Here is a 12879-nt window from a genome sequence, read left to right as displayed (position 1 = left end):
GGCCAGGGCGGTGACGGCGTCGCGGTCGCCTTCAAGGGCGTCGCGTTCGTCGTCGGTGAGGTCGACCTGTTCGAGCACTTGTTGATGCCGTCCTTGACTGCAAGGAGCCGGCCCTTGGTTTGACTCCTTGGGGGACGTAGAAGGGGCAGCGGGCGCAGGCCATGCGGTGGGGGCACTTGGCAAAGAAGTCGTAGCTGCAGTAACCGTCGCCGAAGTCGTAGTACTTCCGGGGCTGCTCGCCGTCGGCGGCGGCGCCGGTGAGGATGCTGTCGCGGTCGAGGAGGTGATCGGCGGCGTCCGTGGTCAGGTGGGCGAGTTGCCTGATCCGCGCGTACGCCGCACGGACGCCGGCGCTGTGGTACATCCGCCGGCCGTTGAGGGCGTCGATGACGGCGAGGGCTCCCTTGGCCAGGTCCTGGGTGGCTGGGATCTGGTGGCGCAGCGCCGTGATGGGGGCGGCTCCGTCCACGGTGAGCGTGCGCAGGGTGTCGTGATAGCGGGTGAAGTCCGTGCCGAGCGTCAGCAGCCGTTCGGCCGGGGAGAGGGAGTCGGTCATCGGGGCGCGGAGCGTTCCCTTCGGTGGCGCGGTCAGCGGCGACGGGCGGGGTGGGTACGCGCGGCCTGGGCGACGGCGTGGTGGACGCGCGGGCTGACGGCCGCGCCGCGCACCGGGGTGATGAGTGCCTGGCCCAGGTCCCGGGCGAGGTAGGGAATGTCGCGGAAGGCGCGCTCCACGGGCTCGGGCGTTGCCAGGTGGGCGAAGAACTGGGCGACGAGCGCTTCGGGGACCTGCCGGGTGAAGATGGCCTGCCAGTGGGTGTCGAAGCCGTCATGCACCGCGTGCCGGAAGCGCCAGGCCGTCTCCGCGTCCGGAGCGTGGCGCAGGACGCAGCGTCCGTCGGGCGAGGCGAAGGCCGTCTGGTCCGGCGCGGCGGTCCAGTGGTTGAGTGCGGCGATCTGGGCGAGCGTGGCGGTGGTGACCGGGATCCGTTCGGCGTGGCGGCGGTCGCCGAGGAATTGCGGCAGGGCCTGGGACAGGGCAGCGAGCGACTCGACGGGCGTCTGGCGGCTGAACTCCGCCTCCCAGTAGGGATCGTGGTGGGCGATCCGCCACCAGGTGCCGTCGCTGCGGCCGGGGGTGAAGTCGAACAGCACGCTGTGATCGGGGCTGTCCAGAGTGACGTGCCCGGTGGCCGCCTCGTGGTGGTAGCGCCAGCCGAAGAGGTGGATCAGCGGGCCGATCACATCGCCGAGGCGCTCGGTGCCGCCGCCCGCCAGATGACGCGGGGAGACCAGCACCCGGTCCTCGGGCGCGAAGTCCCTCACCGCCGCACTTCGCTGTGACGGGCGGCCGGTAGGGCGGCAGGTGCGGGCGAGGAGGGGAAGGGCGCGGGGCCGGGACTCTGGTGGGCGTGGGCCAGAGCGCGCTGTCCCTGGCTGGTGACGGTGATGTCCCGGCCGTGCAGGAGCGAGGTTCTGGCGTCGGCGCGGATCAGGTCGCGGTTTTTCAACGCGCGGAAGGTGGCCATGCTGACGCGGGTGCCGTCCTTGGTCTGGACGCGGAGGGTGCCGATCCGGTGTGACTCGTACAGCTTTCCCTCGCCCTGCGCGAGCGCCCGCAGCGCGGCGTGCTGGGTGGCGCTGAGCTTCGGCGCCGGTGTGTGCGGTGGCCGCTGTTCGGCGGCGTGTCGCAGGTCGCGGCGGATGCCGGCGGCCAGATACCGGCAGCCGGTGGCGCACAGGTCGAGTTGGTGCGCGGTGTCGGCGAGATGCTCGGTCATCACCGGACGGGCCTGGGCGTGCCGGGTCTTGCGGACGGAGTCCTCGTCGGCCGGCGGGCCGGGGAAGGCGGTGCCCTCGTACGGGTTGGCACCCAGCGCGCCGGACAGGTCGCTGCCGGCCAGCGACGAGGAGGAGACGACCGAGGCGAGGGCGGTCAGGGCGGGGCGGCTGCCGGGAAGGTCGGTGTACGGGCTGCCGTTCAAGGTGGCCAGCCGCCGCAGCGCCTGGCCGGTGAGGTCCTGGGCTGTCAGGAGCAGCGGGGAGATCTTGTTCAGCGCGTCGGTGCCAGGGGTGAAGGATAGGGTGCGCACCTTCTGGTGCAGTGAGGCGAAGTCTTCGCCGAGGCGCTGGAGGCGCTCGATCTGTTCGGTGATGTCGATGGAGGGCACGGGGACCTGTTCTGCTACGAGGGAGAGCGGGTGGACGCCGGTGGTCACCGGGCCTTACGCAGAGACGGGGGAGATGACCCCTCTTCCGTAAGAAGAGGCCTGGGAAGCCGGGGCGTTCACGGCAACGGCGTCTTTGCCGGCTGTCAGGCCGCCGTACCGAAGTCGCTCCGCCGCGGTGCGGTCTTGGCCACGGCGCGGGTGGTGATGGCCTGGGAGGCGCGGCCGGAGGCGGCGGCCAGTTCGTCGGCGCCGGGTTCGAGGTACCAGGGGCGCAGGTCGAGCATCGCGGCGCGTAGTCCGGTGGCGAAGCACAGCGCGGTGCCCTTGGGCAGGGCGCGGATCGCGTCGGCGGCGAGGATGCGTTCCTGGCGCATGCTGATGCTGGTGGAGGTGCCGCTGTCGGAGGTGGAGGTCGACTTGGTCTCCACGTCGTGGTCGCCGATCAGCCGGGAGAGTTTGTCGGCGAAGTCCGGGTCGTCGATGCCGGAGCCGATCACCTTGATCGTGGAGGCGGACCACATGGCGTCCATCCCCGCGTCCCCCCACACTTTCTGGCCCTGGCGGTAGGACTGCAGGATCGTGATCGGGATGATGCCGCGCGAGCCCAGGTGGGAGTAGAGGTCGGGCAGGTCGCTGATCTTGCAGACGTTGGCGGCCTCGTCCAGGATCGCCAGCATGGGCGGGTCCAGGCGTCCGCCGGCGCGTTCGGCCTGGGCGGTCGCGGCCCGCATCACCGAGTCCGCGCACGCCGCGATCAGCGCGCTGGCGCCGCCGCCACCGTCCTTGGACAGCAGGTATAGCGTGTCGGTGCTGGTGACGAACTCCGACGGCTTGAATTCCCGCACGCCCGGCTGCGGGGTGACCCAGGCGGCGATCTCGCTGTTGAGGAGGGCGGCGGCGTACTGGCGGGCGGTCTCGTAGATGCCGTCCCGGGTTTCCGGCGGGCCTTCGACGGTGCCCTTGAGCTGGGCGGCGACCGCGGTGAAGCCGTGGTCGCGCAGGATGTCCAGCGGGGTGCGGTCGGCCGGGAAGGCCAGCCACTGCATGACGTCGGTGATCGGCCGGTCGTCCAAGGCGGCGGCGAGGAAGAGCTGGGAGAGGATGTTGCTGCCCGCCTTGGACCAGAAGTCGCCCTGCTGGCTCGCGTCCACGGAGGCGGCCAGGAAGTGTCCGGCCAGACGGCCCGCGCCATCGAGGGTCTTGGCGTCGGCGAGCGGGTTCCACCACATCTCTCGTTCGGTGTGGGCGATCTGCTGGGGGTCCATCGACCAGGTCCGCCCGGTCTCACGCCGCGCGTCGAGGGTCGCGGTGTAGGCGTCGCCGGCCGCCTTGTTGGAGGTCAGCAGGACGGGCCCGGGGGCGTTGAGGATGGAGGGGATGGCCAGGCTGGTGGTCTTGCCGGAACGCGGGGCCATGATCGCGACGGCGACGTCCTCGAAGCCCATGCGCACCTCGTACTTGGTGCCCTGGAGGTTGCCGAGCAGGACGCCGGTGTCCTTGGGGTCGAGGCGCTTGGCGTTTTTCAGGCTCGGACGCAGGGAGCGAGCCTTGTCGGTGATGGCCTTGGCCATCAGCGGCTGGACGTCGGTGTGCTTGGCCATTCCGGCGACGCGTTTGGTGCGTTTGCCCCCGCTGCCCCGGTGCCGGGACCACAGGGCGGCGCCGGTGAGGCCGAGCGCGAGCAGCAAGGCCACGGGCAGGATGCGCGTCCCGATCAGCAGGGACGTTTCTGCCGCGTCGGGCCAGAGCTGATCGGGGTGCAGCAGTGCTTGGACGGGCTGGTACGGGGTCCAGGGGCGGGAACCGGTGGTCCGGGCGGTGAGGTTGCCGCCGAGCCAGGCCAGGTTGGCCAGGGGAACGGCGACGGCCAGGACGCCGAGCAGGAGCTTGAAGGCGATGTCGTAGCCGTCGGTGGACGAGCTGGGGGAGGGCTGGGGCAAGAGGCGGTTCCGGGGGTAGGGCGGGCAGGCTCGCCACAGGACGGGCGGTGCGGCTGGATGCGGCCTCGTCCGTGCTCGTCACCGGCGCTTTGTGGACCGCGTGGCGGTGGCACCGGGTACGGTCGGAGCCTTCGCGGGGGCGGGCGGCAACCGGGACGGGGACGTGCGGGCCGCGGTGTGAATGTCCAGCAGCACCTGCCCGTGGGCGCCCCACTGGTTCAGGGGGTGCCACGCCTCGGAGTTGCGCTCGTCGAGCACCGCTTCGTACGCCTCCGTGCCCGGTGCCGCGGAGCCGGGGAGCGCCTCGCGGGCGACGAGCCACTCACGCTGCAGATCATCCAGGCACCGCAGAGCGTCCTGGAGAACGCCGAGCTGCCAGGCCCAGCGGGGCTGGACGGCCGGGGCCGACAACTGCTGGAGCTGGGCTTCGGCGCTGGCCAGCAGGTGCGTGGCGTACTGCCGCACCCGGTTGAAACTGCGCCAGGTCGCGGCGTCCCGGGCAGCGGCGCGTCGCCCGTACGCCTGGTCGTCGTACGGCCAGCCGTCACGGTCGGTGTGCTCGTCGGAGTACGCGTCCCAGGAGGCGAGGATCTGCTCGCTCTCGCGCAGGAAGACGGCCAGCTGGTTCAGGCGGAACTGGTGGACATCGTCGGCGGAGGGGGAGGGCATGGCGGTCTTTCGGTAGCGGGCCGAGGGTCAACGGCCTCGGGCCGTGGAGACGGGAACGGGGCGGTCGGGGACCGGCGTGCGCTGGGCGGAGAACTTCTGGGCACGCCGGGCGGCTCGGGCCCGGGCGCGGGCGGCGTCGAGTCGCCGGGTGTGGGCTTCGACGACCTGCTCGGGGGTGAGCGGGCTCTCGTTCCGGTGGGCGCTGTAGGCGGTGCGGTCGTGCATGCCGCGCTGAACCGGCTCGGGGCTGGCCAGCGCCGCGCCGAGGGCCGAGAGCAGGTGAGCGGGCGTGGTGTGGTGCAATTGCGCCTCCCAGAAGGGCCCTCGGGCCCAGGGCGCTTCGATGACCTTTATGCGCCAGGGCGGGTAGGGGTCGTCGGGGAAGCGCTTGCCGTGCGTGAGGTGGGCGAGTTCGTCGGGCGAGACGGCCAGTTCGCTGCCGTCCGCCTGCTCGGTGCAGGTCCAGCCGCGCTCGGCCAGCACCGCCCACACCTCCGGCGGGTCCTCGGGGGCGGGCGCGGTAAGCGCGTCGGTCAGTCCGGCCAGGACCTCCGCGGGGGTCTTCTCGCCGAAGGACGCCCACCAGGCGGGTCCGCCGTCCGGGCGGCCGAGGACGCGCCACCACTCGCCCATGGGGTGCTGCGGGTCCAGCACCACGCTGGCCTGGTGGTCGGGGCTGGTGAGCTCCACCGTGGGGGGAGAGGGGGTCGGAGCCGCCGGGCCATCCGGCGGCGGCCAGGGCGTGGGTGACGTGCCGGGCGTCACCGGGACCGGCCAGGTAGCGGGGGCCGACATCCAGCGGGAGGGTCCAGGCGTGCCGGTCGGCGAAGGCGGCGAGCTGCCGCTCGGTCACCGGCACGCGACCTCTGCGGAGCTCGTGGCATCCGTGACGATGCCGGCGCGGGCAGACCGCTGGATTCCGGCAGGCACTGGGCAGGCGGCAAGGCGCGGTTCAGGCATGGACGTCCTTACGGGAAAAAGGGGCGTGATGCGGCACCGGGCCGGTCAGCGCCGCTGCCGCGCGCCGCCGGCCGGTGCGTACGGACCCGGGAAGGCGGCACGGCGGGCGGACGCCCCGGAGGCGCGGGCCCAGGTAGCGGCGCGGGCCGAGGTGAGCCGGGCCTGCTGCCAGGCGCTGAGCTCGTGGGGCAGCACGGAGACGGAGGTGGTGCGGACCCGGTCGGAGAGCGGGACGTGGCCGCGCGGACGCATCACCGGCTGCGGGTCGGCCAGCGCGGTGGTGAACGCCTGGAGCAGATGCATCGGGGTGGTGGCCGTGAACATCGCATCCCACGTCCGGCCGTGCTCGGTGCGGGCGCCGGCGAACCAGTGGGCCTGCCCGGGACCGGACTGGTGGAACCGTACGAACGCGTCGCCGTCCGGGCTGGTGGCGGTGAACTGCGGTGCGCGCTCCGTAGTCCATCCCTGCTGCTGGAGCGGCGCCCATACGTGGGGGGCGTGCGCGGAGCGGGGACGGGTGAGGGCGTCGGTGAAGCCGGAGACGATCTCGACAGGCGTCTGCCGGGTGAAGGTCGCGTGCCACGCGTCCTGGTGCGCGGTCGGCTTGCCGGTGATCGTCCAGCCACCGGGCTGGATGAACGGGTCGTACCCGACGCGCACCGTGCGGTCCGGGCTGTCGAAGACCAGCGGACCACGCGCCTTGGACCGGTCCCGCCAGCCGGAGGCGCGCAGGAACTCGGTGGCGTGGCGCAGGTCACCGCCGCCGGCGAGGTGACGGGGATGGACGAGGTAGTGCTGCACGGCCTGCGCGCCGTGGCCGGACCATTGCTTCCTTCTCATCCACGCCGCCTGCCGGTCAGGGCACACACCACCGGCCGTGGCGCCGGAGTAGTTGCCGGTCGGGGAGGACCGGTGAACGTGCGGAGGGTTTCGGCGTGTTCGTCGAGGTCGAGGCCGATGTCGTCGAGCGCGTTGGCGGCCCGGCCCAGCGCGAGCCACACCTCGGGCGGAAAGGTTCCGCGCGCGGAGCGATCCTTGGCGAAGTGGGCCCCGGTGACGAGTAGTCCGGTGACCCGCCCCAGGATGCCCTCGTCCGCGTCCAGCACCGTTCCGAGAATCCGGGCGGCCTGGTGCGGTGGGGCCTGGGCGAGAAGTTCGGCGAGTCGGCCGAGTTGGCGGGCGATGTCTTCGGCGAGGCGGACGGGAGGGGAAGTGGGGGCGGTCACGGACCTCCTGGGCGGTGCGGACGGGCGGGATGGCGAGGAGGCAGGGCGTCGAGGCGGCGGGCTTCGCTCGGGGCCGCTTCGGGACGGCCACCGGCCAGCGGAATGCCGTGCTCCCGGCAACCGACGGCGCTGGCGTACAGATAGCGGCGGAAGAGGAAGGTGGCCAGGCGGGCTGGGCGTTCCGCGCTCATCGGAGGCGGGGTGCGCTGGGGCTTGCGGGTGACGAGGACTCCAAGGGCGTACGGGTTCGCCTCTCTCCGGGCGCGGAGCGGCGTGGAGGCCGAGATCGGGGAACGGACCGAGGCGGTGTGGGAGTACGGGGCGGGGTCGTCACGGTGCCGGACCGGGCCCCGATGCCGTACGCACCAGCACAGTCCGCGTCGAGCTTCGGGCCCGTGACGGTCACCGTCGGCGCGGGGCAGTGCGACCGTCGGCGGGACGCGGTGCGGGATGCGGCGGGCCACCGTGGACAGGCGCGGAACTCCGGGACCGGCGCTTTGCTTCCGCGACGGCGTCCTGGTAGACGACCGGGTCGAAGAGATCGGCGGGGAGGTTGACCAGGCATCCCGCGCTGAGCAGCGGGGGCAGGGCACGGCTGACGAGCTGCTTCTTCTCGTCCTCACCGAGGTGGCCGGGGACCTCGTGCCAGACGTAGACAGGCCCGTTCGTCTCCACGGTCGTGCGCTCGAAGCCGAGGCTGTCGAGCAGGGCGAGGAGCCTTTCGGGCGCCCCGGTGGGAGTGTCGACCTGGACGGTGTCGCTCAGGGGTTTGCGGTAGATCTCGACATCGGTGCCTTCTTCGTCGGCGCGGTTTCCCACTGGTGCGTGTTCCTGTTCGTCGGTCGGGCTCAGCGCCGTCGGACAGACGGCTCGGACGGGGAGGACGAGGGGACGGACGCCGCGCTCGGGGCGGTCGTGGGTGGCGCGGTCTTGCGGGCGGCCTGGTTGCGGATCTCCTCGATCCGTCGGGCGTGCTCGGACAGGCGGCTGGTGACGGCTATCAGCTGGTGCGCGGGGTCTGGGGCACGTCCGGTGTCCCGCAGACGCTCGCTCCATGGCGCCCAGGCGGCGATCAGCGTCTCCACCAGGCGGGGCAGCAGTCCCTCGTACGGCGTGGCAATCTCGGACAGGACAGCGGCGACTTCGTGGTCCTCGTCGGCAGCGCGGGCGCGTTCAGCGAGCTGGGCGAGGTAGCGGTGGGCGGCCTGGCGATCTCCGCCTACTGTGCCCAGCACATTCAGAGCGGGGTCGAGATGAACGCTGAACCCGGCCCCCAACAGGGCATGGGCCGCGGCGGTGGCGCCCTGACGCTGTTCTTCGATGGCCAGAGAGTGCGGCAGACGGTGGTAGGGGCCGCGCGGTCCGGCGGCGGAGACGAAGCCACCTCTGGTCTGCAGCAGACCGGCGGCGCGTTCGTCGCCGCCGATGGCCACGACGAGCCGCGTGCGCGCGTCCCGGGTGATGGTGACATAGTCCCCGACCAGGAACAGCGGTTCGTCCTCGCGCGGGCCGTTCAACGCGGTCGATGGGTGGCCGGGATGCGCGGGGCGGGCGGCACGACCGCCGTGGTCTCCGGGGCGGGCCGCCGCGGCGGATGGCGCAGGGCCACGCCGATCCCCAGGTCCGCCAGCCGCGCGCTCACCGAGCGAACGCACCGGGCCTGCCGGGCGGTGTCGTCGCCGGAGAGCACGTACGCCTGCCGGTCCGGGACGTGAACGAAGCTGTGGTCCGTCAGCGCCCGGGCGACCTCGGAGTGCTCCGGCTCGGCGGTGACCAGGTCCTGGCCGGACCACGTCAGGACCACGCGCTCCGGTTCGGGCGCCCGGGCCGGGCGCGCGGCGTGGTCCTGGACCTGGGCGACGGCCTTGTCGTACCGGGGCAGCAGATCGGCGGTGATGTCCTCGGCGGCCCGGAAGGGGTCGTCGGGCACCACGATCCCGTCCGGTTCCCGGACGCCGCGGAAGGCGTGGGCATCGATGCCCGGCGGGGCCATGGCACCGACGAGGAACTCCTCGTCATGGCGGGGGCGGGCGATGACGTAAAGCCGGACACCGTCGTCACGGGTGAGGACGGCGTCGTGCTCCAGGACCTCTGCGGCAATCGCGTGGGCGAGCAGGTTCATGTCCCAGACGTCTACGGCGCGGGCGACCTGGTCGGGGTACTCCTCATGGCCGCGGTACTCGCTCGTCCACCGGCCGGGGAGCTCTGCGGCGAGGGTGGTGGCGAACGACGCGAGATCGAGCGTGTCGTGCGGATCGGGCATGTGTTCCTTGAAGGGGGAGTCAGGGCCGTCGGCCGACTGCGGTGGTCGAGCCGGAGAAGAGCCGGGGATGGCGGGTGGGGCACGCGGCAGACGACCGATGGTCAGCGATGGCAGGGCGCGCGCCGATCGAGCACGAGGACGAAGCCCGGGGGGCTTTTCGCAGGGCTTCCGAGGGGAGAACCCGGAGGAACGTCCGTGTGCGGTGGCCAGCCAGGCTCAGGGCCGGATCTTTCGGCAGGCGGCTCAGCGGGAAGCGTGGGCTGCGTTTGCCTGGGGCACGGCGGTTGCCCAGGCGGGAAAGACGGTCGGCCGGGCGTGTGCGGACAGGGCGACGGCCGTGGTGTGGAGGTCGTGCTGGATTCCGTAGAGGCGTCGGGCCAGCAGCTCCAGCTGGTGGCCGGACTCGGGCCCGTAAGCGTGAGGGAGGGCGCCCAGACGGTGCGCCGCGTGCTCGACAAGGCCGCGCACGGTGGCCAGCGGACCGGTCGCCTCATCGGCGAGCTGATGCAGCACCTGGGCGAGCTGCACCGTGGCACTCACCGCCGTGCTCACGTCGGCGGGCTGCGCCGGGACGGCAACGCCGGCCGACCGCTGTGCGGTCCGTTCGGGGCCGGTTGCCGACGTCACCGGCCACCTCGGACGTCATCGACGTGAACGAGTTGGTTGAGATGCGTCAGGGAGTACCAGCCGCAGTCGATCACCTCTCGGGTGCCGGCGAACCGGGGCAACAGGTACTGCTCCACGGCACGTTGGTAGATCAGGCAGTCGGGGCAGCGCCGCGAGAGGTGGACGAGGTAGCGGGGGTGGGCGGTGATGTAGGTGCGTTCGCCGCCGTCGGGGTCGCGCAGCCGCCACCCGTCCTCGTCGGTCGGGGTGTGCCACGAAGGCGTGATCACGGTCATCGCGTCGCCCCAGAGTTCGCCGTCGGCGACACCCTTGAGGATGATGACGTGGTCACCGGGCTGGAAGTGCTGGTGGGTGATCTCCCGCTCGGGGGTGAGGATGTCGCCGGGAACGTACGGCGGCCGGGAGACGGCGTCGGGCACGAAGGGTTCCTTCCACGGGATCGCGGGTGGCGGTGGGACGATCAATGGTCCGAGCGATCCCCGGTTTGGCCAACCGGGCCCGCCCGGGTATACGCCCGGCTCGTCACCGGAACGGATTCTCCGTGCCGCGATCCTCCTCGGCGGCGGAGTCGAGGAGTTCGGGCAGGTCGGTGCCCTCCGCCTCGCGCTGGTCGATCCACCACCCGGCCCGCGTGACCGTGCGGGCCTGCTCTTCCAACTGCGCCCAGTCCGCCTCGTCCCAGGTCCCTTCGGTGACCAGAGCGGTATAGGCGGTGGTGACCAGCCGATGGCGACAGCGTTCGCCCCAGTCCAGGGCACGCTGGGGACCTTCGAGTGCGGGCATGTCGAACTGCTCGGCCCACTCCTTGGCCGCGGCCTGTTCCGCGGCCCGCTTGGCGGCGAGCCACTCTTCCTTGCCGACGCTGTCGCCGTCGCGGGCGGCTTTCCAGCAGTCGGTGCAGTCCTTGGCAGCCAGCCAGCGAGCGAAGCCGGCGCGTTGATCGGCGGGGCGATGGGACAGGTCGTGCGTGACCTCGTGGCCACAGCGGTGGGTGACGGTCCACGTTTTACGGACGGCTATGGGAACTCCTTCGTCGGGTTGGAAGGGGCAAGGGCGCGTGGGCGGCGCGTACGGGGAGGGGCGGCGCCGGCCGAGGCGGGCGGCGCGGAACGCGCGAGGGTGGGTGCGGCTTAGGGCGGCCGGGAGCCCGAGGCCGGGGAAGGGGCGGAGGCTAGTGCCCGGGCGCCTGGTCGATCCGGAGCGAGACGATCAGCCAGGCGTACGTCCCCGTGGCGATGCCGACAGGAGACGAACGTGTTCACGGTCGACCAGCGTGGTGAAGACGGACTCGACACACCGTGTTCTGCCGCGAAAGGACCGGGGCGGCCTGAGCGGCTACCAGACGAGCGCGAACGGTTCGACACAGCCTCCAAATTGAGAAGCGCACGCCGGCCCGGAAAGCTGCCCGTACCGGAGACCGCTGATGAGGCTGTCGGTGGACAGAGTGGGTGGCCGGGGTCAGCGACGCAGTGCGGAGCCGCTGTAGGGGCGGCCAGGCAGACACGGCGGCGGTGTGGCGCTTGGGGCCGAGCGCGGTGCGGGCGGGAGGAAAAGGGGGTGGGGCGTACGGTGCGGCGGCAGGACGTCGATGGCGGCCTCCAGCTCCTCAGCCGCCGCCCGTACTTCCCGGCTCAGGACATCCAGCTGCTGGGCGAGGGCCCCGAGCCGAGCGGCGGAGCGCCAGCCGCGCTGGGTATCCAGCGCCTGGGCGAATTCCGCCGCTGTGGAGATGAGTTCGCCAAGGCGGGGCAGCGGGCCGCGCTCGCTTCCCTCGCTCTCGACGGCGATCAGCAGGGCGTCAGCGACATCCGCGCTGTGCTGAGCAGCGACGACGTGCCGAGTCAGGTCTTTCAGCGAGACCTCACTCTCGGAGCTGCGAGGCGCGAACGGGTGCACGTCCGGGCGCAGCACGCCAGCAGGTACCTGGGGTGGAGAGGACTGCCCTGCTTCATACTCGGTGTCGTAGTGCCCCAGAACCTGCATCTGCGGTGTACCGAGCTCTCCGGCGAGGACGAGGATGATCGATTCGTCGCCTTCGAGGAGGTAGGCCAGCGTGATCATCCGGCCCTCGGCGTCGTGCCAGCGCTGGGAGGCGTCCAACTCGCCTCGGTGCCACGCGGCCTGGGCACGGTCGTTCCACTCCCGCTGCTCATCGGCGGACAGTGGCGCTGCGGGGGCGCGATGTTGCTCCGCAAGATCGCTGACGATGGAGGAGTGCTCGGCCCAAGCCCTTACATAGGGCCACAGTCCCATGTCGCGAGCCTTCAGTTGCTCTTGCCCGGTGGGGGAGGGCGCTGCGGCGAGGACGCTGCGAATTTCGTTGGTGGCGTGCGCGAGGTCCTCCAGCAGCAGCCGCCAGGCGGCATGATGCGGGGCGGGCGGCATCGTCTCGATGGCGCTGCGCGCCGCATCGAGAAGCGTGTCGGCGTGGGGCAGCACGGTGTTGCGGAACAGTTCGGCGACCCGGTTGCGCTCGTCGCGGGCCGCCTGCGCGGCGGAGAGGCCGTCGCTGCCGACAATGTTGCGGTGCCGGTCGCGCAACTGGTTCAAAGCGGTCTCACAGCGCAGGTGGATCACCGAGAACCGCAGCCGGTAGTCGCGCAGGCGATCGATGAGGACGGGCAGCTCAGGGGTGGTGGGGTGCGGGATGGCCTCTCCTGTGGCGTTCAGCGGCGTGCGTGCCGTGGGCTGGTTGGGGGGCGCGGGCCACATTGCTGTGGCGTCTGGTGCGCGGCGGGGGGCCGATGCTGGCGGGGACGTGGTGGCCGGGCCGCCGCGCAGGTCCGGATCGAGGTCGACCGGGTAACGGGCGGCGGTGAGCATGGTGGCAGCCCAGCCGGCATGTTCGTTCTCCCATGCTTCGCCCATGTCGAACGGCAGCCGGATCCACACCCCGCCCAGCATGGGATGGGTCTCGAACCCGGCCCTGGCCAGGAGGCCCGCCGCGAAGGCATCCACCGGACCGCCGACTTCCACGGCGCCGAGCGCGTCCCGGGTAATGCGGATGGGATCGCTGCGCACGC

At 72.0% G+C, this 12879-nt stretch carries 16 protein-coding genes; all 16 read right to left on the bottom strand.

What is annotated here, in order from left to right:
* Nucleotides 1-31 precede the first annotated feature (31 nt).
* The 16 genes from ABZX96_RS21090 to ABZX96_RS21015 all read right to left on the bottom strand — a co-directional run bounded on the left by ABZX96_RS21090 (nt 32) and on the right by ABZX96_RS21015 (nt 12877).
* Nucleotides 32-556, bottom strand: coding sequence for a hypothetical protein (locus tag ABZX96_RS21090; protein WP_355546576.1), 525 nt, complete (start codon nt 554-556; stop codon nt 32-34).
* Nucleotides 557-588: 32 nt separating this feature from the next.
* Nucleotides 589-1326 (bottom strand): DUF317 domain-containing protein, encoded by a 738-nt coding sequence (locus tag ABZX96_RS21085; RefSeq protein WP_355546574.1) that lies wholly within the window; start codon nt 1324-1326, stop codon nt 589-591.
* Nucleotides 1323-2219 (bottom strand): hypothetical protein, encoded by an 897-nt coding sequence (locus ABZX96_RS21080; protein ID WP_355546572.1) that lies wholly within the window; start codon nt 2217-2219, stop codon nt 1323-1325. Before ABZX96_RS21080 ends, ABZX96_RS21085 begins: the two co-directional genes overlap by 4 nt.
* 95 nt (nt 2220-2314) lie before the next feature.
* Complete coding sequence (locus ABZX96_RS21075; protein WP_355546570.1) at nt 2315-4111, bottom strand: TraM recognition domain-containing protein; 1797 nt, start codon at nt 4109-4111, stop codon at nt 2315-2317.
* 78 nt (nt 4112-4189) lie between these two features.
* On the bottom strand, nt 4190-4780 hold the full coding sequence (locus tag ABZX96_RS21070; RefSeq protein WP_355546568.1) for a hypothetical protein: 591 nt from the start codon (nt 4778-4780) through the stop codon (nt 4190-4192).
* 27 nt (nt 4781-4807) lie between these two features.
* A complete protein-coding gene (locus ABZX96_RS21065) occupies nt 4808-5470 on the bottom strand; it encodes a DUF317 domain-containing protein (protein WP_355546566.1) in 663 nt (220 codons plus the stop codon).
* A 315-nt stretch (nt 5471-5785) separates the two neighbouring features.
* Nucleotides 5786-6580, bottom strand: a complete 795-nt coding sequence (locus tag ABZX96_RS21060) for a DUF317 domain-containing protein (protein WP_355546564.1) — start codon at nt 6578-6580, stop codon at nt 5786-5788.
* Nucleotides 6577-6966, bottom strand: coding sequence for a hypothetical protein (locus tag ABZX96_RS21055; RefSeq protein WP_355546562.1), 390 nt, complete (start codon nt 6964-6966; stop codon nt 6577-6579). Before ABZX96_RS21055 ends, ABZX96_RS21060 begins: the two co-directional genes overlap by 4 nt.
* The gene (locus ABZX96_RS21050; RefSeq protein ID WP_355546560.1) at nt 6963-7157 is read right to left on the bottom strand and encodes a hypothetical protein; all 195 of its coding nucleotides are present in this window, start codon (nt 7155-7157) and stop codon (nt 6963-6965) included. The genes ABZX96_RS21055 and ABZX96_RS21050 overlap by 4 nt, the downstream gene beginning before the upstream one ends.
* Before the next feature lie 211 nt (nt 7158-7368).
* Nucleotides 7369-7785 (bottom strand): hypothetical protein, encoded by a 417-nt coding sequence (locus tag ABZX96_RS21045; RefSeq protein WP_355546558.1) that lies wholly within the window; start codon nt 7783-7785, stop codon nt 7369-7371.
* A gap of 29 nt (nt 7786-7814) precedes the next feature.
* Nucleotides 7815-8483 carry a hypothetical protein gene (locus ABZX96_RS21040; RefSeq protein WP_355546556.1) on the bottom strand — a complete coding sequence of 223 codons (669 nt, stop codon included), beginning with the start codon at nt 8481-8483 and terminating at the stop codon, nt 7815-7817.
* The gene (locus ABZX96_RS21035; protein ID WP_355546554.1) at nt 8480-9229 is read right to left on the bottom strand and encodes a hypothetical protein; all 750 of its coding nucleotides are present in this window, start codon (nt 9227-9229) and stop codon (nt 8480-8482) included. The genes ABZX96_RS21040 and ABZX96_RS21035 overlap by 4 nt, the downstream gene beginning before the upstream one ends.
* Before the next feature lie 243 nt (nt 9230-9472).
* Nucleotides 9473-9856: a hypothetical protein gene (locus ABZX96_RS21030; protein WP_355546552.1), complete on the bottom strand. Its 384-nt coding sequence runs from the start codon at nt 9854-9856 to the stop codon at nt 9473-9475.
* Nucleotides 9853-10275, bottom strand: coding sequence for a hypothetical protein (locus ABZX96_RS21025; protein WP_355546550.1), 423 nt, complete (start codon nt 10273-10275; stop codon nt 9853-9855). The genes ABZX96_RS21030 and ABZX96_RS21025 overlap by 4 nt, the downstream gene beginning before the upstream one ends.
* 103 nt (nt 10276-10378) lie before the next feature.
* Nucleotides 10379-10639, bottom strand: coding sequence for a hypothetical protein (locus ABZX96_RS21020; RefSeq protein WP_355546548.1), 261 nt, complete (start codon nt 10637-10639; stop codon nt 10379-10381).
* Nucleotides 10640-11314: 675 nt separating this feature from the next.
* On the bottom strand, nt 11315-12877 hold the full coding sequence (locus tag ABZX96_RS21015; RefSeq protein ID WP_355546546.1) for a hypothetical protein: 1563 nt from the start codon (nt 12875-12877) through the stop codon (nt 11315-11317).
* Nucleotides 12878-12879: the final 2 nt, after the last annotated feature.

The organism is Streptomyces sp. NPDC003077, assembly GCF_040611095.1.
Taxonomy (GTDB): domain Bacteria; phylum Actinomycetota; class Actinomycetes; order Streptomycetales; family Streptomycetaceae; genus Streptomyces.
Note: the sequence above shows the minus strand (reverse complement) of the source record. Positions and strands in the feature narration are given on the sequence as shown.

Coding starts and splice junctions, on each gene's coding strand:
- ABZX96_RS21090 (WP_355546576.1), bottom strand. CDS start 556: ATGACCGACTCCCTCTCCCCGGCCGAACGGCTGCTGACGCTCGGCACG.
- ABZX96_RS21070 (WP_355546568.1), bottom strand. CDS start 4,780: ATGCCCTCCCCCTCCGCCGACGATGTCCACCAGTTCCGCCTGAACCAG.
- ABZX96_RS21060 (WP_355546564.1), bottom strand. CDS start 6,580: ATGAGAAGGAAGCAATGGTCCGGCCACGGCGCGCAGGCCGTGCAGCAC.
- ABZX96_RS21050 (WP_355546560.1), bottom strand. CDS start 7,157: ATGAGCGCGGAACGCCCAGCCCGCCTGGCCACCTTCCTCTTCCGCCGC.
- ABZX96_RS21035 (WP_355546554.1), bottom strand. CDS start 9,229: ATGCCCGATCCGCACGACACGCTCGATCTCGCGTCGTTCGCCACCACC.
- ABZX96_RS21020 (WP_355546548.1), bottom strand. CDS start 10,639: ATGCCCGCACTCGAAGGTCCCCAGCGTGCCCTGGACTGGGGCGAACGC.